We start from the raw sequence: 20,193 nt of genomic DNA on the forward strand, positions 1-20,193 counted from the left end.
GGAGCGTTCCGTGATACCCACCAAACTGAACCACGCCGCACTGTTGCCTCTGGCTGTCTTGCTGGCTGCTTGCGGCCAACCTGCTGGCCAGGCGGGCGGCCATGGCGGCCAGATGCCCCCTATGCCGGTGTCGGTAAAAACCATGCAGGCGGCCGATGTGCCGCTGGTAAGCGAGTACGTGGCGCAAACCAGCGGCTCGCGCGAGGTGGAAGTACGCGCCCGCGTGTCCGGCATTCTGCAGAGCCGTGCCTACACCGAAGGCAGCACCGTCAAGGCCGGTGACCTGCTGTTCCAGATTGATGCCGCCCCGTACCAGGCCGCAGTAGACCAGGCGGCGGCCGCGCTGAAGCTGCAGGAAGCCAGCCTGATTCGCGCGCAGCAAGACCATGACCGCGTGATTCCGCTGTTCAAGGAAAACGCTGTCAGCCAGAAAGACCGTGACGACGCCGTAGCCGCACTGGCCAGCGCCAAAGCCTCGGTAGCGGCGGCACGCGCCGGGCTGAAAAGTGCCCAGATCAACCTGGACTACACCCGTGTGACCGCGCCGATCGGCGGCGTAACCAGCGCCGAAGTGCGTTCCGAAGGTAGCCTGGTACAGCCGGGCGAGGGCGGCCTGCTGACGCGTATCTCGCAGCTGGACCCGATTTACGTGAAATTCTCGCTGTCTGACAACGACGTGCTCAAGGCACAGAAGTTGGCCGCAGAGGGCAAGCTGCGCCTGCCGGCAGGTAACCGCTACACCGTCAGCCTGAAGCTGCCGGATGGCGCACAGTACGGCCGTGATGGCGTCATCGACTACGCCGACCGCGTGATCGACCCTGCCACCGGTACCTCGGCCGCGCGCGCCACCTTTGCCAACCCGCAAGGCCAGCTGCGCCCCGGCCAGTTTGTACGCGTCCAGCTGAAGGGCGCGACCCGTCTGGGCGCACTGGTAGTGCCGCAGCAAGCCGTGCTATCCAGCCAGCAGGGCAAGATGGTATGGGTGGTGGGCAAGGACAACACCGCCCAGCCGCGCCCGCTGCAGCTGGGTGAAGCCACGCCAGCCGGCTTTATCGTGGAGGGCGGCCTGAAAGCGGGCGAGCAGGTAATCGTGGATAACCTGATCAAGCTGCGCCCGGGTGCCAAGGTGGTGCCGCAAGCGGCCAAACCTGCTTCTGCGCCGGCTAACGGCTAACCAAGGGGAAGCACACCATGTTTTCAGCCTTTTTCGTACGCCGGCCGATTTTTGCCAGCGTGATCTCCATCGTCATCCTGCTGGCCGGTTTCTTTGGCATGCGGGCGCTGCCGGTGGAGCAATACCCGCAGATCGTGCCGCCGTCGGTAGCGGTGACGGCCAACTACCCGGGTGCCTCTGCCGAAGTCGTTGCCGATACGGTAGCGTCGCCGCTGGAGCAGGCCATTAACGGCGTGGACGACATGCTGTACCTGCAGTCCACCAGCTCCAGTAACGGCCGCCTCACGGTAACGGTTACCTTCAAGATCGGTACCAACCCCGACCAGGCCACCATTAACGTGAACAACCGCGTGCAGTCCGCGCTGTCGTCGCTGCCGGAAGAAGTACGCCGCCAGGGCGTGAACGTGCGCAAGCAGGCCGCGACCTTCCTGCAGGTGATCTCGCTGTATTCGCCGGACAAACGCTTCGACACCCTGTTCATGAGCAACTACGCGCTGCTGAACGTGGTGGACGAGCTCAAGCGTATTCCGGGTGTGGGCCAGGTGACCAACTTTGCCGGCCAGGACTACGCCATGCGTATCTGGCTGCGCCCGGACCGCCTGTCGCAGCTGAACCTCACGCCGGGTGATGTGGCGCGCGCCATTCGCGAACAGAACGCGCAGTTTGCCGCCGGCAAGGTGGGGGGCACCCCGACTGCGGGCACGCAGCCTGACTTTACCTACACCATTACCACCCAGGGCCGTTTCAGCGAGGTGTCCGAGTTCGAGAACATCATCGTGCGTAGCGGCAGTGGCGGGCAGCAGGTACGCCTGAAAGATGTGGCACGGGTAGAGCTGGGGGCGCTGTCGTATGACTTCTCCGGCCTGCACAATGGCCGCCCCACTATTCCTATCGGTATCAACCTGGCACCGGGTGCCAACCAGCTGGACACCGCCAAGGCGGTACAGCAGCGTATGGACGAGTTGGCCGCACGTTTCCCGCAGGGCCTGTCCTACGCCATTCCGTACGACACTACCCGCTTTGTGGAAGTGTCCATCGACGAGGTGATTCACACGCTGGCCGAAGCCATGGTGCTGGTGTTTGCCGTGGTGTACCTGTTCTTGCAGAACTGGCGCGCCACGCTGATCCCGGGCCTGGCGGTACCGGTATCCATTGTGGGTACCTTTGCCGGTATGTATATCTTTGGCTATTCCATCAACACGTTGACGCTGTTCGGCATGGTGCTGGCCATCGGTATCGTGGTGGATGACGCCATCGTGGTGCTGGAAAACGTCGAGCGCATCATGTCGCAAGAGGGCAAGCCGCCGTACGAGGCTACCTTGCAGGCGATGAAGGAAGTGAGCGGCCCGGTGGTTGCCATCGTGCTGGTACTGTGCTCGGTGTTTATCCCGGTGGCCTTCCTGGGCGGTATTGCCGGCCAGATGTACAAGCAGTTCGCCATCACCATTGCCATCTCGGTGACCATCTCCGGCATTGTGGCGCTGACGCTGACCCCGGCACTGTGCGCGCTGATGCTCAAGCCCGAGCACCAGCACAGCAACCGCTTCTTTGACGGCTTCAACCGCTTCTTCGACCGCATGACCGCCAGCTACGGCAACGGCGTGTCCTTCCTGATTCGCCGCAGCCTGCTGGCGCTGGTGATGTTCGGCGTGCTGATTGGCGCCTCGGTATGGCTGTTCAAGCTGATCCCGTCGTCGCTGGCCCCCGAGGAAGACCAGGGCTACATCATTGCGGCCACCATCCTGCCCGACGGCGCGGCCATCAACCGCACCCAGAGCGTGATGAACCGCTTCGACAAGCAGATTGCGGCCAACCCGGCGGTAAAAGACGTGATGAGCTTTGCCGGCTTCGACATCCTGTCCGGTACCAACCGCAGCAACACCGGTGTGACCTTCATTACCCTGAAACCGTGGGACGAGCGCAAAGCGCCCAACCTATCGGCACAGGCGGTGGTCGGCGATGTGTTCCAGAAAGGCATGATGGTGCCGGAAGGCCTGGTGCTGGCATTTAACCCGCCGCCGATTTCCGGCATGTCGTCTACCGGCGGTTTCGAGGCCTATCTGCAAAGCCGTAACGGTGCTACCAGCGCCGAGCTGGCCCAGCAGGCACAAAAGCTGATGATGGCGGCAGCCAAACGCCCCGAGCTGGCTGGCGTGCAAACCACCTTCTCGGCCAACGTGCCGCAGCTGAACGTGCAGCTGGACCGCGACAAGGCCAAATCGCTGGGCGTAGCGGTAGGGGACGTCTTCGACGCCATGAGCAGTACCTTCGGCTCGCTGTACGTGAACGACTTCAGCAAGTTCGGCCGCATCTTTACCGTGCAGCTGCAGTCCGAAGCCGACTTCCGCGATAGCGTGGAAGACCTGCGCAATGTGTTCGTGCGTGGCCAGAACGGCCAGATGATCCCGCTGACCAGCCTGGTCACCATCGAGCAGCGTACCGGCCCCGAAGTGGTAGACCGTTACAACGCCTTCCCGGCAGCCAAGTTCGTGGGCGGCCCGGCACCGGGTTATAGCTCGGGCGAGTCGCTGGCGGCCATGGAGCAGTTGGCCAAGGAAGTGCTGCCGGACGGCTATACCCTGGCGTGGACCGGCTCGGCCTTCCAGGAAAAATCCACCGGTGGTTCGTCGTCCATGGTGTTTGTGGTGGCGCTGCTGATGGTGTTCCTGATCCTGTCGGCGCAGTACGAACGCTGGACGCTGCCGTTTGCCGTGCTCACCGCGGTGCCGTTTGCCGTGTTTGGCGCGCTGCTGGCCACCTGGATGCGCGGCCTGGCTAACGACGTGTACTTCCAGGTAGCGCTGGTCACGCTGATCGGTCTGGCGGCCAAGAATGCCATCCTGATCGTGGAGTTCGCCGTCATCAAGATGGAAGAGGGCATGAGCCTGGCCGACGCCGCCATCGACGCCGCCAAGCTGCGCTTCCGCCCCATCGTGATGACCTCGCTGGCCTTTATTCTGGGTTGCGTACCGCTGGCTATTTCTAGCGGTGCCGGCTCGGCCAGCCGTCACGCCATCGGTACCGGCGTGATTGGCGGCATGTTGGCCGCAACCTTTATTGCGGCGCTGTTCATCCCGCTGTTCTTCAAGCTGATCATGCAGATGTCGCAGGGCAAGGCCGCCAAACAAGGAGAAAAACATGAAGTTTAAGCAAGCCCTGATGCCGCTGCTGGTTGCCGCCGCGCTGTCGGCTTGCGCCGCAGTCGGCCCGGATTACCAGCGCCCCAGCCTGCCACTGCCGCAGGGTAGCCAGCAGGTGCAGGTAGACGCGCACTGGTGGCGCCAGTTTGGCGATGCCACGCTGAACCGCCTGATTGCCGATGCCCAGCAATACAACCGTGATCTGCAGCAAACGGCCGCGCGCGTGGAAGAGGCCGCGGCTGCGGCCGGCGCCGCCCGTGCCAGCCAGCTGCCGCAGGTCAATGCCAGCCTGGGCGGTGCCCGCGCGCAAACCTCGCGCTACAGCAGTGGTGCCGGTGCCATTGGCGAAAGCTACAACGGTGGCCTGTCCGCCAGCTGGGAGTTCGACCTGTGGGGCAAGGAAGCGCGCAAGCGCGAGGCGGCCAACGCCGACCTGGCGCAAAGCCAGCGCCTGCTGGACGGCGCGCGCCAGTCGCTGAGCGCCCAGGTGGCCGCCACCTACTTCCAGCTGCTGAGCTACGATGCACAGCTGGCCGCCGTGCAAGCCACGCTCCGCGGCCGCGAGGAAAGCCTGGCGCTGCGCAAGAAGCGCTTTAACGGCGGCATGACCTCCGAGCTGGAGCTGAAACAGGCCGAAGCCGAGGCTGCCTCTGCCCGTGCTGCGGTACCGCGCCTGCAACAGGCAGTGCGGCAAACCGAGCACGCGCTGGCGGTACTCACCGGGGTGAACCCGCGCGAGCTGATTACCCCGCTGGCGCGCGGCAAGGCGCTGGATGGCTTGACGGTGCCGCTGGACGTACCGTCGGATCTGCCGTCCGACCTGCTGCTGCGCCGCCCGGATATCGCGGCGGCAGAGGCGCAGCTGGTAGCCGCCAATGCCCGTATCGGCGTAGCGCGCGCGGCTTACTTCCCCAGCATCGGCCTGTCGGCTGGCCTGGGTAGTGCCAGTCTCGAGCTGTCCAAGCTGTTTACCGGCCCGGCACAAACCTGGAACTTTGCGGCCAACCTGGCGGCGCCCATTTTCAATAATGGCCAGATTGCCGCCGGGGTAGACGCGGCCAACGCCCGCCAGAAGCAGGCGCTAGCCGCCTACGAAAAGGCCGTGCAGGCAGCGTTTGCCGATACGCTGGATGCGCTGTCTGCGGTGGGCACCTCGCGTGAAACCGAAGCCGCGCAAAGCCAGCAGCTGGCCGCCATGCGCGAAGCACTGCGCCTGGCGCGCCTGCGTTACGACGCGGGCTATAGCAGCTATCTGGAAGTACTGGATGCCGAGCGCAGCGTGTTCCAGCTGGAGCAAGCCCAGTCTGATGCGCGTCTGGCCCGCCTGCGTGCCGTGGTGAACCTGTATAGCGCACTGGGTGGTGGCTGGCAGCCCGGCTAAGCCGCGTTCTGCCCGCTGTTACCGCCCGTCAGGTCAGGTGCCTGGCGGGCGTTTTTTCTGCACACTCCCTGTTTACCCAGCCACGGGCAGGCTGCAGTTTTTGGCAGCGCCCAGGAGGAAGGCATGAGCCTGTTTGGCTTTCTGAAACAGTTTATCCGCCAGCATTGGGCACGCTATCTGGCGGCTGCGGCCATGCTGGCCTGTGTGGCGGTGCTCACCGTGAGCATCCCGCGCCAGGTTGGCCGCATTATCGATGGCCTGGTGGCCGGCAGCCTGGGCGGTAGCACGCTTTACTGGCAATTGGCCGGCCTGCTGGCCATGGGCCTGGCGATTTACTTTTTGCGCGTGGGTTGGCGTTTGCAGCTGTTTGCCGCCAGCTACCAGCTGGGCGTGGATCTGCGCGTAGCGCTGTACCACAAGCTGGCCGCACAGGGGCCGGGCTTTTACCAGCACCAGCGTACCGGCGACCTGATGGCGCGTGCCACCAACGATATCGACGCGGTGGAGATGGCCGCCGGCGAGGCCATGCTGGCCGGCTTTGACGGTGCGCTCACGCTCACCCTGGTGCTGGGCATGATGACGCTGGGTGTAGACTGGCGGCTGGCCGCTGTCGCGCTGCTACCGTTTCCGCTGATGGCGTTTGGTTTCTGGCGTATTTCACGCCATGTGCACCAGGCGTCTACCGATTCGCTGCAGCGCTTTTCGGCGCTGAACGACCACGTGCAGGAAACCCTTAGCGGCGTGCGTACCCTGCGTGCGCTGGGGCTGGAAGCACGCAACCGCCGCACCATGGCGCAGCTGGCGGCCAACGCCGCCGACGCCAGCCTGACCGCCCAGCGCTGGGAGGCCGCTTTCGAACCCACGGTGGGCATGACGCTGACCGCCGCCAGCGTGCTGACGCTGTCGCTGGGAGGCTATCTGGTATGGCACGGTAGCCTGAGCATTGGCCAGCTCACCAGTTTTTCCATGTATCTGGGCCAGCTGATCTGGCCGATGTTCGCTGCCGGCTGGGTGCTGGCGCTGCTGGAGCGCGGCAAGGCGGCCTGGGCGCGGCTGGATCCCATCCTGTCGGCACCGCTTACGGTAGACGACCATGGCAGCCAAGGAGCCATCCCCAGCGGCACCCTGCAGCTGGACGAGGTGGGCTTTAGCTACCCGCAGCAAGTGCAAGCGGCGCTGGACGGGGTGAGCCTGAGCCTGCCTGCCGGCGGTGTGCTGGCGCTGGTCGGGCCTACCGGCAGCGGTAAATCCACGCTGCTGAAGCTGTTGCTGCGCCAGTACCACCCCAAGGTTGGCCGCATTCTGTGGCAGGGGCAGGCGCTGGACGATTACACCCTTAACGCGTTGCGCCGTGCCATCAGCTGGGTGCCGCAGGAGGCGTTCCTGTTCTCGGCCAGCGTGGCCGACAATATCGCGCTGGTGAAGCCCGACGCCAGCCGCGCGGATATCGAGCGCGTGGCGCAGCTGGCCGCCGTGCACGACGACATCCTGCGCCTGCCGCAGGGCTACGACACGCCGGTAGGGGAGAAGGGCGTTAGCCTGTCTGGCGGCCAGCGCCAGCGGGTAGCCATCGCCCGCGCGCTGTTGTCCGATGCCCCGCTGCTGATACTGGACGACGCGCTGTCGGCGGTGGATACGCAAACCGAAACCGCCATCCTGCAACACCTGCGCGCGGCGCGGCAGGGGCGTACGCTGCTGATCGTGAGCCACCGCCTGTCTGCGGTAGTGGATGCCGACGAGATCCTGGTGCTGAAGCACGGGCGCGTTAGCGAACGCGGGCACCATACCGACCTTTTAGCCCTGGATGGCTGGTATGCCAGCCAGTGGCGCTATCAGCAACTGGAGGCCAGCCTGGATGAGTGCTGAGCGACAACAAGCCATGGCGCTATTGCGCCATGCCGCCGCGCCCGAACGCCACCATGTGTGGCTGGGCTTTTTCTGCCTGCTGCTGGCCGCCTTGCTCGAGGCGTGCGGGCCGCTGCTGGGCAAATACTTTATCGATAACTATCTGCTGCCACGGCATTGGGTGGCGCTGGATGTGGCCCTGCTGCTGGGCGGTATTTTGCTCAGCGGCCTGGTGGCCACCTTGCTGCGTTACCTGCAGCTGTTGCGCCTGGCGGGTGTGGCCATGCGTTCGGTGCGCCGCCTGCGCGAGGAGGTATACGGCCATGTGCTGGCGCTGCCGATGGCGTTTTTCGACAAGGCCATTACCGGCCAGCTGGTCAGCCGCGTTACCAACGATACCGAGGCGGTAAAGCAGCTGTACGTGCAGGTGCTGTTCGTGATGCTGGACAGCGTAATCGTGGTGTGCGGCGCCTTGGCCGCCATGGCGTGGCTGAACTGGCGCCTGGCGCTGGTGGTGATGCTGCTGCTGCCGGCGGTGTTTCTGATCGTGTGGCTGTACCAGCGCTGGAGCGCACCATCGGTGACGAAAGCGCGCCAGCTGCGCAGCGATATCAACGCCCAGGTGGCCGAATCCATTGCCGGCATGAGCGTGTTGCAGGCCAGCGGGGCAGAGCAGCGTTTTGCCCGGCGGTTTGCCCAAACCAACCAGCAGTTATACGGCGCACGCATGGCCGAGCTGCGCGCCAACGCCTGGCTGCTGCGCCCGGCGCTGGATTTGCTGAACGTGCTGCTGCTGGCCACGGTGATCTGGGTATTTGGCAGCCATCGCGTAAGCGGGCTGGAGGTGGGCGTGCTGTATGCCTTTGTCAGCTACATCGCGCGCGTGGTGGAGCCGCTGATCCAGATCACCATGCAGTTTTCCCAGCTGCAGCAGGCGGTGGTGGCGGCGTCACGCGTGAATGGTTTGCTGCGCGAAGGGTTGGCCGCAAGCGGTGGCGAGGGCAGCAGTATTACGGCGGGCGAGGTGAGCTTCCGCAGCGTGCGCTTTGGCTACGATGCCGCCCACCCGGTGCTGCACGATGTGTCCCTGCACATCCCCGCGGGGGCGTTTTACGGCATTGTCGGCCACACCGGCAGCGGCAAGTCCACGCTGCTGTCGCTCTTGCTGCGCTTTTATGCGCCGCAGGCGGGTGATGTCTGCATCGATGGCCGCCCGCTTGCCACGATTAGCGACCTGGCTTTCCGTGCCGGTGTAGGGCTGGTGCCGCAAGACCCCTTCCTGCTGGCGGCCAGTGCGCGCGACAACATCGACATGGGTCGTGGCCTGAGCCAGGCGGCGATCGAGGCTGCGGCCCAGGCGGCCGGCGTACACGAGCTGATCATGGCGCTGGAGCACGGCTACGACACCGATATGGGCGAAGGTGGTACCCGGCTATCGGTAGGGCAAAAGCAGCTGATTGCCATTGCCCGTGCTTTGGCGGGCCAGCCACGCATCTTGTTGCTGGACGAGGCCACATCGCATATCGATAGCGAAACCGAGCAGCTGGTGCAGCAGGCGCTGGCGCGTCTGCACGGCAAGGTCACGCTGATTTCCATTGCCCATCGCCTGTCTACCATTCGCGACGCGGACCAGATTGTGGTGCTGAACCACGGAGCCATCGCCGAGCAGGGGAACCACGACGCTTTGATGGCGATAGAGAGCGGCATCTACCAGCGCCTGTACCTGCTGCAGCAGCTGGAAAGTGTGGTGGAGCAGGGCTAGACCTGCCTGACGGGGTAAAGGTTGGCCGCATGGCCGCCAGCATGCAAAACGGCTACCCGAGGGTAGCCGTTTGTTTTGGTCAGGGCACTGGCCTATGGGGCTGGGGCCGCTGCTACAGGGGCAGAGGCATCCGCCTGTGGCGCAGCAGCGGCAGGCGCGGAAGCCGGTGTGTCTTCCGGTACCAGGTCGTCGATATTGTCGTCGTCGGGGTTCTGCTGGCTGGCCGGCGGGGTGAAGCCTATCTTGGCATTGCGGTATTGCAGGTAGCCGTCGCGCATATAGCTGTAGCGGTCCAGCGCGGCTTCGCTAAAGGTCTCGTCCAGACCCAGCAGCTTTTCGCGGCTGGCTACGCCGTACAGGATGGTGGCGGCCGCGGCATCGCGGTTTTCCTGGAATACCCAGCTACCGCTACTGTAGCCGAACGACAGCCCCATGCCGGTACCATCGCGAATGGTGCTTGGCCCCAGCAGCGGCAATACCAGATAGCTGCTCTGCTGCCAGCCGTAGTGGGCAAAGGTATCGCCCAGGGTGGCTTTGTAGCTGGGCAGACCCATCGGAGTAGCCAGGTCGATCAGCCCGAACAGGCCGAAGGTACTGTTGATCGACACGCGCAGTACGTCGGTGGCGGTTTTCTTGCCTTCCAGTTGCAGTACATGGTTCGCCAGGCTATAGACATCGCGCAGGTTGTCGAACACATTGCCCACGGCGGTGCGTACCGGCTGCGGGGTAATGTAGCGGTAACCTTCCGACACCGGTTTCAGTACGTATTGGTCAGCTTTTTCGTTAAAGCCGAACACCGCACGGTTCATCGGTTCCAGCGGGTCTTGCGGGTGGCCGCCGGGGCTGGCGCAGGCGGCCAGCGCGCAGCAGGCCACCAGAATCAGCGGCTGTTTCATGGCGTTTCGCTCCGGTTCAGGCCCAGTAGCGGTGCCAGCTCGTACAGCTGGGCCAGCACATGGATGCTATCGGGTACGTTACGCAGGTGTAGTTGGCCGCCATGCGCCTGCTGTTGGCGCACGGCGTCCATCAGCAGGGCGATGGCGGCAGAGTCGACCTTGCCCAGTGCCGCCAGGTCCAGCGTGATGTCTCCGCCTTGCAAGGCGCCTGCCAGCTCGGCCTGGATGGCTGCAGCGCTGTCCATGCCCACGTCACCTTGCAGGGCAAGCTGGGCGGGGGCGGTACGGGTGAGGGTCATGCCGGTTTGCCTGGCTGGTTTTTGTCTTTCAGCAGCTTGATCAGGCCATCCACGCCGTTTTTGCGGATTTCTTCACCAAACTGGTTGCGGTAGATGGTAACCAGGCTGGCACCTTCTACGCTGACATTAAAAATCTTCCAGCCCTGTGCGCCTTTGTACAGGGTGTAGTCCACCATCACGTTTTTCTTGTCGCCATTGCCCGGCAGGGTGACTTCGGATTTCACCACGGCTTCACGGCCGTTGTTGTTGATCTGCGCGTTAGGCTTTACGTCGATTTGCGCGCTTTTGAAACGGGTCATGGTGGACGAGTAGGTGCGTACCAGCAGGGTCTGGAACTGTTCGGCCAGCTGGGTTTGCTGTGCCGGGGTCGCGGCGCGCCAGTCTTTACCCACCGCCAGCGCGGTCATGCGGGTAAAGTCGAACAGCGGGACAACCATGTCTTCTACCTGTTTGCGAACCTGGGCGGTGTTCTTGCCGTTTTCTTTTTTCAGCAGGTCCAAGGCGTTTTGCGAAGTGGTGCTGATCACGTCTACCGGGCTATCGCCGGCTGCCAGGGCCGGGGTAGCCAGGCCAAGCATGAGCAGCAGGGTGGTGAACAGTTTTTTCATGATGTGCGTCTTTCTCTGGAGAGGTCAGGTTTATTCTGTTTTGGCCGGGGCGTCTTGTGTGCCCTTTTCGGCAAAGCTGGTCATGAACTTGCCGATCAGCTGTTCCAGCACCAGGGCGGAGGAGGTCAGGCTGATACGGTCGCCGCTGGCCAGGTTGTCCGGGTCACCACCTTGTACCAGGCCGATGTATTGCTCGCCCAGCAGGCCGGCGGTAAGGATCTCGGCGCTGGTGTCGCGGCTGAACTGGTATTGTTTGTCCAGCGTCAGCGTGGCGCGGGCCACGTAGCGCTTGGTATCCAGCTCGATCTTGGTGACGCGGCCAACCACCACGCCGGACGATTTCACCGGTGCTTTTACTTTCAGGCCGCCGATATTGTCGAAGTCGGCTGTCAGCGTGTAGGTTTCACTGCCGCTTTGTGGTGTGAGATTAGCTACCTTCAGCGACAGGAAAGTCATGGCAGCAATACCGATGGCGACAAACAGGCCAACCCATAAATCAATCGTAGAGCGTTTCATTGTGTAGTTCCTAGAACATGAAGGCAGTCAGGACAAAGTCCAGTGCCAGGATGACCAGTGCCGAGGTCACCACGGTGCGGGTTGTGGCAGACGATACGCCTGCAGCTGTCGGGGTGGCGTCGTAGCCTTCGAATACGGCTATCAGGGTAACGGCCATGCCGAAGAACACGCTTTTGGTCAGGCCGTTGATCACGTCGTAGTGCAGGTCAACGTTGTTCTGCATCTGCGACCAGAAAGTACCGGCGTCCAGGCCGATCATTTCCACCCCCACCAGATAGCCGCCAAAGATACCCATGACGTTGAACAGCGCCGCCAGGATAGGCATGGAGATCACACCGGCCCAGAAGCGCGGGGCTACCACGCGGGCGATGGGGTTCACCGCCATCACGCTCATGGCTTCCAGCTGTTCGGTGGCTTTCATCAGGCCGATTTCAGCGGTCATGGCGCTGCCGGAGCGGCTGGCAAACAGCAGCGCGGCCAACACCGGGCCCAGCTCGCGCAGCAACGACAGTGCCACCAGCGCGCCCAGCGCGTCGGCGGAGCCAAAGCGTGCCAGGGTGTTGTAGCCCTGCAGGCCCAGCACCATGCCGACAAACAGGCCGGACACGATGATGATGATCAGCGACAGTACACCGGCGAAATACACTTCGCGGATGGTGAGCTGGAAGCGCAGCAGGCTCTGGCCCGAGTTCAGCAGGATGGCCACAAAAAAGCGGCTGATGAAGCCCAGGCGCCAGATGGCGTTGATGCTGAGCGCGCCCAGGCGGCGGATAGGGGCTAGCAGGGCATTCATGCGGTTTCCCCCTTGATGCCGAAAGCTTGCGCCAGGCTGTCAGTGGCCGGGTAGGCAAAGTGCACCGGGCCATCGGCCTCGCCTTGCACGAACTGCTGTACCCAGGGAGACGCAGAGTGGCGTACTTCGTCCGGTGTGCCTTCAGCGGCAATCTTGCCGCCGGCGACAAAGTACACGTGGTCGACGATTTCCAGCGATTTGTGGACGTCGTGCGTCACCATCACGGCCGAGGTGCCCAGCGCGTCGTTCAGCTTTTTGATCAGCAGCGCAATGGTGCCCAGCGAGATCGGGTCCAGGCCGGTAAACGGCTCGTCGTACAGCATGATCTGCGGGTCGAGTGCGATGGCGCGCGCCAGCGCGATACGGCGGGCCATACCGCCGGACAGCTCGGCCGGCATCAGCGCTTCGGTACCGCGCAAGCCCACGGCGTTCAGCTTCATCAGCACCAGGTCGCGGATCAGGCTTTCCGGCAGGCGGGTGTGTTCGCGGATAGGGAAAGCCACGTTGTCGAATACCGACAGGTCGGTAAACAGGGCGCCAAACTGGAACAGCATGCCCATGCGGCGGCGGTGCTGGTACAGATCGCGGCTGCTCATGCGGCCAACGTCCTGGCCATTGACCAGTACCTGGCCTTTTTGCGCCAGCACCTGGCCGGAGATCAGCCGCAGCAGCGTGGTTTTACCGCTGCCGCTGCCGCCCATGATGGCCACCAGCTTGCCGCGCGCGATGGTGAGCGAAATGTCTTGCAGTATCGGCCGGTCGCCGTAAGCAAAGCTGACATTCTTGAGCTCTATGAAACTGTCGGAAGACACGATCAGGGATTGTCCTGTGAAATCAAGAAGAAACAGGGAGCCGGTTTACCCGACCCCCTGTGAACATTTTATCTGCCTTGTGTGCAGTGCGCCAAATGCCAGTGCGTTTTTTTTGTGTAGAAATTGTTACCGTGCGTGATTATTTATATCAAAAATCACAACAGAAACAAAGCACTACGTATAGGCTTTACACCCCGCGCAACAGTTCGTTGATGCTGGTCTTGCTACGCGTCTGTGCATCGACCTTTTTCACGATCACGGCGCAGTACAGGCTGTGGCTGCCGTCTTTCGATGGCAGGTTGCCGGACACCACTACCGAGCCCGGCGGGATGCGGCCGTAGCTTACTTCGCCGGTTTCGCGGTCGTAAATCTTGGTGGATTGGCCGATGTACACGCCCATGGAGATCACCGAGCCCTCGCCCACGATCACGCCTTCTACCACTTCGGAGCGGGCACCGATGAAGCAGTTGTCTTCGATGATGGTCGGGTTGGCTTGCAGCGGCTCCAGTACGCCGCCGATGCCGACGCCACCGGACAGGTGCACGTTCTTGCCGATCTGGGCGCAGCTACCTACGGTGGCCCAGGTGTCTACCATGGTGCCTTCGTCTACATAGGCGCCAATGTTCACGTAGGACGGCATCAGCACGGTGTTCTTGGCCACGAAGCTGCCTTTACGCGCTACGGCACCCGGTACGGCGCGGAAGCCGGCTTGCTGGAAGCGTTCCTGGTTCCAGTCGGCAAACTTGGTGTCGACTTTGTCGAAATAGCGGCTCACGCCGTCGTCCAGCAGTACGTTGTCGCGGATACGGAACGACAGCAGCACCGCTTTTTTCACCCACTGGTGTACGACCCAGTCGCCGTCGATTTTTTCGGCTACGCGCAGGTGGCCGTTGTCCAGCTCTTCGATCACCTGTTCAACCGCGGCTTTCAGCTCGGGAGACACGGTAGCCGGGGTGATCTCGGCACGGTTTTCAAAAGCCAGTTCGATAATGGGCTGGATCGGGTGCATATGGTTCAGTCCTTGGGCAATGTGGATAGTGGTCATGATCTCGATGTCTGTTATGTACGGCTTTTCACAAAGCGGATAAGGCGCGGCACGGCAGCTTCGCATTCGGCCAGCGGGGCGACCAGCGCCAGGCGGATACGGCCGGCGCCAGGGTTTACGCCGTGGGCGTCGCGGGCCAGGTAGCTACCGGGTAGCACGGTAATGTGTTCTTCGGCAAACAGCGCGCGGGCAAAGGCGGCGTCGTCGCCACCGGGTACTTCGGCCCACAGGTAAAAACCGGCGTCCGGGCGGCTGACGTTCAGTACCTGTGCCAAAGGCGCGGTGACGGCGTCGAACTTGGCAGTATACGCTGCGCGGTTGGCCGCGACATGTTCTTCGTCCTGCCAGGCGGCAATACTGGCCTGCTGGATGGTCTGGCTCATGGCGCTGCCATGGTAGGTGCGGTACAGCAGGAATTTTTCCAGAATGCGCGCATCGCCCGCCACAAAGCCCGAACGCAGGCCTGGCGCGTTGCTGCGCTTGGACAGGCTGGTGAACATCACCAGCCGTTCATAGCTGCGCCCCAGCTGTTGTGCAGCCTGCAATCCACCGAGTGGAGGTGTATCGAAATAGATCTCGCTGTAGCATTCGTCGCTGGCAATGATAAAGCCGTAACGGTCGGACAGCGTGAACAGTGTGTTCCAGTCATCCAGCGACATGACCGCCCCGGTCGGGTTGCCGGGGCTGCACACTACTACCACTTGCGTGCGCTGCCAGATGGCTTCCGGCACGGCCGCCCAGTCCGGCTGGTAGCTGTTGGCGGCCAGGCAGTTTACGTAGTACGGCTCGGCACCGGCCAGCAGGGCGGCGCCTTCGTAGATCTGGTAGAAGGGGTTGGGCGAGATCAGTACCGGCTTGTCGCTGCCACGCGGGTCGATGACGGCTTGTACAAACGAAAACAGCGCCTCGCGGCTGCCGCATACCGGCAGAATCTCGCGCGCCGGGTCGACGGCTATGCCGTAGCGGCGCTGCAGCCAGCTGCTGCACGCGGCACGCAGGGCGTCGCTGCCCAGCGTAGCCGGGTAGGCGGCCAGGCCGTCCAGGTTGGCGATCAGCGCATTTTTTACCACGTCGGGTGTAGGGTGTTTGGGCTCGCCGATGGACAGGTTGATGTGGGCCAGCTCGGCAGGGGGCGTTACGCCGGCCAGCAGGCCGCGCAAGCGCTGAAACGGGTAGGGCTGCAACAGATCGAGGTGGGGGTTCAACGCCGCTTCCTTGCAATGCAACAAAAGGACAATAGTAAGAAAACAATATGGATTTTGTAAAACAAAAGCTGTTGGCCGTGAGCTGCGCGCTGACCACGGCGCTGGTGTGGGGGCTGATGTGGTACCCGTTTCGCGTGCTGCACGAGGCTGGTTTTTCTACGGCGGCGACCTCGCTGACGGTGTATATGGTGTCGGCTTGCCTGGGTGTATTCGTGTTCCGCGAGGTGTTCCGGCGGCAGTTTCGCTTTGATCGCGTGCTGATTCCGCTGACTTTGCTCTATGGCTGGTGCAATTTCAGCTATACCTGGGCAGTGTCGGAAGGCCAGGTCATGCGCGTGCTGCTGCTGTTCTATTTGTCGCCGTTGTGGACGGTGCTGTTTTCGCGCCTGCTGTTGCGCGAGCGCTTAAGCAAGGTTGGCTGGGGCGTGGTGGCGCTGTCGCTGCTGGGCTGCATCACCATTCTGTACCGCCCCGATATGCTGCAGGGCGGCCTGCTGCAAAGCCGTGCCGACTGGCTGGCGCTATCCGGCGGCATCAGCTTTGCGCTGGGGAATGTGTTGTCCAAACGTGCCAGCAGCCTGCCAGTGCCGGTGAAGTCGGCGTCGGTGTGGCTGGGCGTGGCCGGCTGCGGGCTGGTGTCGCTGCTGTGGCGTGGCCAACTGGGCGCCGAGCTGGCGCTGATCGACATCCCCATCTTGCTGATGATTGTGGTGCTGGGGGTGACGCTGTTGTCTACCAGTATTATCTCCATGCACGGGTTGAGCATTCTGCCGGCTACGCAGGTGATGACGCTGATGCTGATGGAGCTGGTGTTCGCGGCGGTATCGGCCTGGCTGCTGGCCGGCGAGCACATGCAGCTGCAGGAGTATATCGGCGGCGCACTGATTGCCAGTGCCAGCCTGCTGTCGGGGCGCATTGTGGCCAAGCCACGGGTAGCGCCGGCTGTGGCCAGTACGTAGCTGGCACGCGTACTTGCTGCCATAATCCGGCCTCTTTTTTCAGGCAGACACCATGACCACTCCCGATCTGACAAGCTTGCGCGCGGCGCTGGCCCCCGCGCTGGCGCGGCAACTATGGCAGCAGCTGCTGGCTGCCGGCAGCGGGCAGACCGTGGCACAGCTGGCTGAGGCGTGCCAAGAAAGCCATGCGGTAGTGGCGGAACAGTTGCAAGCAATGCAGACGGCGGGTTTGCTGCAGCAGGAGGCTGGTGTGTTTGCGGCCAACCCTGCCGCACAGGCTTTGCTGGCCGCTACCGCCCCGCAGCCGGTGCGCGCCGGCCTGCTGATTGGCCGCAAGAATATCGAAGCCGTGGTATCGCGCGACCGCAAACGCCGCAGCTAGGCGTGTTACTGCGCCAGCTGGTACTGGCGGATCAGCGCGGCCAGCTGACCGTTTTTGCGCAAGGTTTGCAGGCCGTCGTTAAAGTCGGCCAGTAGCTGTTCGCCATCGCCTAGCTCGCGGCGCAGGCCGACGTGTAGCGGCATCACTTCCAGTGGCGGGTCTTGCCAGCGGATGGCCTGGCGTTCCTGGGGGCTGAGGTGGCTGCGCAGGTGCTGCGCCAATACCTTGTCGATCAGCACCAGGTCCAGCCGCCCCGCGGCCAACTTGCGCAAATTGGTGAGGTCATCGGCAGCCAGCTCCTGTTTCAGGCCTGCCTGTTCGAATACATCCGGGTTCTTGTAGCCCCGTACCGTGCCGATGACCTGTGTGCGCAACGCGGACAGCGGCAGGGTGGCCAGTGGCTTGTCCACGCGCCCGTAAAACCCCATCACGGTATTCACCAGGGGCAGGCTGTAGTGCAGGTATTCGGCGCGGGCCGGCTCGTACCATACCGCCATGACGCCATCGAACTGCCCGGTTTTTACCTCGGCGATCAGCCTGGCCCATGGCCGGTAATGAAGCTTGAGCGTATGGCCGTGTTTGGCCAGCGCAGCACGGGTAATGGCCGCGACCACGCCGTCGCCGGGCAATTGTGGCGAGAAATAGGGTGGGTAGTCGGTACTGGCCAGGTTGACCACGCGCCCTGCGTGCGCGCTACCGCACAGCAGGGTGGTAAAGAGTGCCAGCCAGGCTGCAAGGTGGCGGCTCATTCGTCCCACGGCCACCAGTCGGGGGCGGGTTGCATGGCACCGGCGGGGTATTGGGCAAACAGGTTGGCCGCCAGCCGGTGCGGGTGTTGTATGCCGTGCTCGTTCAGCCATTCGTCCAGCGCTTCAGTTTGTTCCTCGCGCCCCATCAGCCGGTACAGCAGTGCCCAGTCTTCCGGGCAGCACCACGGCAGGCCGTCGGCCTCGAAGCGGGCACTGGCGTCAAACGGCCAGCGGTAGCTGCCTTTTTCCAGCTTGATGGCCATGTCGGCGATCAGGTCCACGCTCAGGCCATTGCCCATGTCGAAGCGGGCAAAGTGGCGGGTAGCGTATTGCGGGTGCGGCGGCGGAGTAATGTCTTGGCCGCGGGCGGCCAGCACAGCGCGTACTGCGGTAAAGTCGGCCGCGGTGGTGGCGATGTCCAGGTCGCGTGGTTGTTCTACCAGGTCCAGGTGCTGCAGCAGGGTGCTGCCACCAATGGCCCAGCAGTAGCCGGCCAGCTGGGGTGCCAGTTCTCTGGCCAGTGCCAGCGGTGTACTCATGCGTGTTCTTTCGTCAGTAGGCGCTGCAGGCGTGCGTTTAGCGTGTCGTAGCGTATCGATAACGCCACGGCTTTATCGTTTTGCTGCTCGGGGATAAAACCCAATTTTTTATGGAATTGTAACGAAGCTTGGTTAGTTCGATACACATGACTTTGCAAAACACTGTCTGCTGCCCAGCCAGGCAAGGCGGCCAACTGCTGGAACAGTGCGTGCAGCACGCGGCGATGGCGGTGCGCAGGGTGCACATTCAGCATGCCGACAAACCAGTGCGTGGCCGATTGCCGGCGTAGCAGTGCGTAGCCGTGCAGGCTGCCATCGCTGCCGCGTACGAGCAGCAGCTGGCTATCGGCCAGGCTGGCGGCCAACTGCTGGCGGTGTGCGGCCGGGTCGAAGCTGTCGCCGGCGGCCTCGGTGTGCTGCCGCAAGGTGAGCACGTCCAGCGCCAGCAAGTCATCCAGTAGTGCAGGCGTTGTCATCGGGGGTATATCGCGGGGGGGCGTTTGGTCTAGTAGTGCGGCGGGATCTCGTCGCGCAGCGAGCGCTGTTCTTCCGGCTGATTGCCGGCCTGCTGCATGCGGTACAGGTGGCGCAGCTGCTCTTGCAGCAGGTCGATCTGCTGTTGCTGGCGGGCAATGGTGAGGTTGAGCGTGTCCAGCAGGTCGTCCTGCAGGGCGACCTTGATTTCCAGCTCGGTGAGGCGCGATTCCATGGCGTGTTCCATCAATGTTTGACCCGCATTGTAACGCAGCCCCACCGCTTGCCGCTTACAGCACCATCGCCGCTACCCAGCCGGCGGCCAGCAGCGGCAGGTTGTAGTGCAGGAAGGTGGGGATGACGGTATCGCGCATGTGGTCGTGCTGGCCGTCTACATTCAAGCCTGACGTTGGCCCCAGCGTGGAGTCGGACGCCGGCGAGCCGGCATCGCCCAGGGCACCGGCAGTGCCGATCAGCGCTACGGTAGCCAGCGGCGAAAAGCCCAGCTGCAGGCATAGCGGCACGTAGATGGCGGTAAGGATGGGCACGGTGGAAAACGACGAGCCGATGCCCATGGTGACCAGCAAGCCGACCAACAGCATGGCAAACGCCGCCGCACCCCGGCTGTGGCCGAACAGCTCGGCCGATACCTGCACCAGCTCGCCGATCTTGCCGGTGGCTTGCAGTACCTCGGCAAAGCCCTGCGCGGTGATCATGATGAAGCCGATCATGGCCATCATCTTCATGCCGTCGCTGAATACGCTATCGGCGTCGCCCCACTTCACCACGCCGCTGGCGATAAACAGCAGGAAGCCGGCCAGCGCGCCCAGCATCATCGAGTCGCTGTACAGTTGCACGCCAAACGCGGCGGCAATGGCAAACAGCGAGGTCAGCAGCGACTTGCGGCCAACCTTGGCGTGAGTGCGCTCGGTGTTTTCGATTTTGCCCAGGCTGTAGTGGCGCGGTTTGCGGTAGCTGACAAACACCGCCAGCAGCAGGCCGGCCAGCATGCCGGCGGCCGGAATGGCCATGGCGTGCATCACGTTGACATTGGCCACATGCATGCCGGCTTTTTCGATATTGCCCAGCAGAATCTGCTTCAGGAAGATTTCGCCAAAGCCCACCGGAAACAGCATGTACGGCGTGGTAAGGCCAAAGGTAATCACGCAGGCCACCAGCCGGCGGTCCAGCTGCAGGCGCGCCATCACGTACAGCAGCGGCGGCACCAGCAGCGGGATGAAGGCGATGTGGATGGGTACCAGGTTCTGGCTCATCACGCTGACTACCGCCAGTAAAGCGATCATCAGCCATTTCAGCTTTTGCTGGCGCTGGCTGTTTTGCAGCTGTTGCACGGCAGCGTCGGCCAGCGCGTGCGGCAGGCCGGATTTGGCAATGGCCACGGCAAAGGCGCCCAGCAGGGCATAAGACAGCGCCACGGAGGCACCGCCGGTAATGCCCTTGTTGAAGGCGGCCAGGGTTTGCGGCAGGTCCAGCCCGCCCAGCAGGCCGCCGGCCAGCGAGGCGACGATCAGGCTGATGACAACGTGGGTACGCGCCAGCGACAGGGCCAGCATCAGGGTAATAGCGACAGGGATGGCAAGCATTTGTATATAC

Annotated in this window: 20 protein-coding genes; 7 read left to right on the forward strand and 13 right to left on the reverse strand. The window is 63.2% G+C overall.

Annotated features, from left to right (window positions below):
- Nucleotides 1-10 precede the first annotated feature (10 nt).
- From LCH97_RS16480 to LCH97_RS16500, 5 genes are all read left to right on the forward strand, one after another.
- Nucleotides 11-1,174 carry an efflux RND transporter periplasmic adaptor subunit gene (locus tag LCH97_RS16480; RefSeq protein WP_017509846.1) on the forward strand — a complete coding sequence of 388 codons (1,164 nt, stop codon included), beginning with the start codon at nt 11-13 and terminating at the stop codon, nt 1,172-1,174.
- Nucleotides 1,175-1,191: 17 nt separating this feature from the next.
- Nucleotides 1,192-4,323, forward strand: a complete 3,132-nt coding sequence (locus LCH97_RS16485; RefSeq protein ID WP_227302594.1) for an efflux RND transporter permease subunit — start codon at nt 1,192-1,194, stop codon at nt 4,321-4,323.
- The gene (locus tag LCH97_RS16490) at nt 4,313-5,695 is read left to right on the forward strand and encodes an efflux transporter outer membrane subunit (protein WP_227302595.1); all 1,383 of its coding nucleotides are present in this window, start codon (nt 4,313-4,315) and stop codon (nt 5,693-5,695) included. The genes LCH97_RS16485 and LCH97_RS16490 overlap by 11 nt, the downstream gene beginning before the upstream one ends.
- Nucleotides 5,696-5,818: 123 nt before the next feature.
- Nucleotides 5,819-7,561 carry an ABC transporter ATP-binding protein gene (locus tag LCH97_RS16495; RefSeq protein ID WP_227302596.1) on the forward strand — a complete coding sequence of 581 codons (1,743 nt, stop codon included), beginning with the start codon at nt 5,819-5,821 and terminating at the stop codon, nt 7,559-7,561.
- On the forward strand, nt 7,551-9,302 hold the full coding sequence (locus tag LCH97_RS16500; protein WP_227302597.1) for an ABC transporter ATP-binding protein: 1,752 nt from the start codon (nt 7,551-7,553) through the stop codon (nt 9,300-9,302). The genes LCH97_RS16495 and LCH97_RS16500 overlap by 11 nt, the downstream gene beginning before the upstream one ends.
- Nucleotides 9,303-9,394: 92 nt before the next feature.
- Here the strand turns inward: LCH97_RS16500 and LCH97_RS16505 are convergent, their stop codons facing one another.
- From LCH97_RS16505 to dapC, 8 genes are all read right to left on the reverse strand, one after another.
- Nucleotides 9,395-10,198 carry a VacJ family lipoprotein gene (locus tag LCH97_RS16505; RefSeq protein WP_227302598.1) on the reverse strand — a complete coding sequence of 268 codons (804 nt, stop codon included), beginning with the start codon at nt 10,196-10,198 and terminating at the stop codon, nt 9,395-9,397.
- Entirely contained in the window at nt 10,195-10,497 is a 303-nt protein-coding gene (locus LCH97_RS16510; RefSeq protein WP_227302599.1) for a lipid asymmetry maintenance protein MlaB, read from the reverse strand. The genes LCH97_RS16505 and LCH97_RS16510 overlap by 4 nt, the downstream gene beginning before the upstream one ends.
- A complete protein-coding gene (locus LCH97_RS16515) occupies nt 10,494-11,105 on the reverse strand; it encodes a phospholipid-binding protein MlaC (protein ID WP_227302600.1) in 612 nt (203 codons plus the stop codon). The genes LCH97_RS16510 and LCH97_RS16515 overlap by 4 nt, the downstream gene beginning before the upstream one ends.
- 30 nt (nt 11,106-11,135) lie before the next feature.
- Nucleotides 11,136-11,621, reverse strand: coding sequence for an outer membrane lipid asymmetry maintenance protein MlaD (mlaD, locus tag LCH97_RS16520; protein WP_227302601.1), 486 nt, complete (start codon nt 11,619-11,621; stop codon nt 11,136-11,138).
- Between the two features lie 10 nt (nt 11,622-11,631).
- Entirely contained in the window at nt 11,632-12,414 is a 783-nt protein-coding gene (gene mlaE / locus LCH97_RS16525) for a lipid asymmetry maintenance ABC transporter permease subunit MlaE (RefSeq protein ID WP_227302602.1), read from the reverse strand.
- Nucleotides 12,411-13,226: an ABC transporter ATP-binding protein gene (locus LCH97_RS16530; protein ID WP_227302603.1), complete on the reverse strand. Its 816-nt coding sequence runs from the start codon at nt 13,224-13,226 to the stop codon at nt 12,411-12,413. Before LCH97_RS16530 ends, mlaE begins: the two co-directional genes overlap by 4 nt.
- Before the next feature lie 187 nt (nt 13,227-13,413).
- Nucleotides 13,414-14,235, reverse strand: coding sequence for a 2,3,4,5-tetrahydropyridine-2,6-dicarboxylate N-succinyltransferase (dapD, locus tag LCH97_RS16535; RefSeq protein WP_147696138.1), 822 nt, complete (start codon nt 14,233-14,235; stop codon nt 13,414-13,416).
- Between the two features lie 50 nt (nt 14,236-14,285).
- Nucleotides 14,286-15,476, reverse strand: a complete 1,191-nt coding sequence (gene dapC / locus LCH97_RS16540) for a succinyldiaminopimelate transaminase (protein WP_227302604.1) — start codon at nt 15,474-15,476, stop codon at nt 14,286-14,288.
- 47 nt (nt 15,477-15,523) lie between these two features.
- On the opposite strand from dapC, the gene LCH97_RS16545 reads away from it, so the two are divergent.
- Entirely contained in the window at nt 15,524-16,435 is a 912-nt protein-coding gene (locus LCH97_RS16545; RefSeq protein ID WP_227302605.1) for a DMT family transporter, read from the forward strand.
- A 52-nt stretch (nt 16,436-16,487) separates the two neighbouring features.
- Nucleotides 16,488-16,817, forward strand: coding sequence for a hypothetical protein (locus LCH97_RS16550; RefSeq protein ID WP_227302606.1), 330 nt, complete (start codon nt 16,488-16,490; stop codon nt 16,815-16,817).
- Between the two features lie 5 nt (nt 16,818-16,822).
- Here LCH97_RS16550 and LCH97_RS16555 read toward each other — a convergent pair whose 3' ends face one another.
- Genes LCH97_RS16555 through LCH97_RS16575 form a run of 5 tightly spaced genes read right to left on the reverse strand, consistent with a single transcriptional unit; the run spans nt 16,823 to nt 20,183 of the window.
- Complete coding sequence (locus LCH97_RS16555) at nt 16,823-17,566, reverse strand: ABC transporter substrate-binding protein (protein WP_227302607.1); 744 nt, start codon at nt 17,564-17,566, stop codon at nt 16,823-16,825.
- Nucleotides 17,563-18,105, reverse strand: coding sequence for a hypothetical protein (locus LCH97_RS16560; protein ID WP_227302608.1), 543 nt, complete (start codon nt 18,103-18,105; stop codon nt 17,563-17,565). The genes LCH97_RS16555 and LCH97_RS16560 overlap by 4 nt, the downstream gene beginning before the upstream one ends.
- On the reverse strand, nt 18,102-18,581 hold the full coding sequence (locus LCH97_RS16565) for a GNAT family N-acetyltransferase (protein ID WP_227302609.1): 480 nt from the start codon (nt 18,579-18,581) through the stop codon (nt 18,102-18,104). The genes LCH97_RS16560 and LCH97_RS16565 overlap by 4 nt, the downstream gene beginning before the upstream one ends.
- Nucleotides 18,582-18,610: 29 nt before the next feature.
- Complete coding sequence (locus LCH97_RS16570; protein ID WP_017510314.1) at nt 18,611-18,814, reverse strand: SlyX family protein; 204 nt, start codon at nt 18,812-18,814, stop codon at nt 18,611-18,613.
- 55 nt (nt 18,815-18,869) lie between these two features.
- Entirely contained in the window at nt 18,870-20,183 is a 1,314-nt protein-coding gene (locus LCH97_RS16575; protein WP_227302610.1) for a Na+/H+ antiporter family protein, read from the reverse strand.
- Nucleotides 20,184-20,193 lie beyond the last annotated feature (10 nt).

The sequence above is a fragment of the Vogesella sp. XCS3 genome, from assembly GCF_020616155.1.
In the GTDB taxonomy this organism is placed as follows: domain Bacteria; phylum Pseudomonadota; class Gammaproteobacteria; order Burkholderiales; family Chromobacteriaceae; genus Vogesella.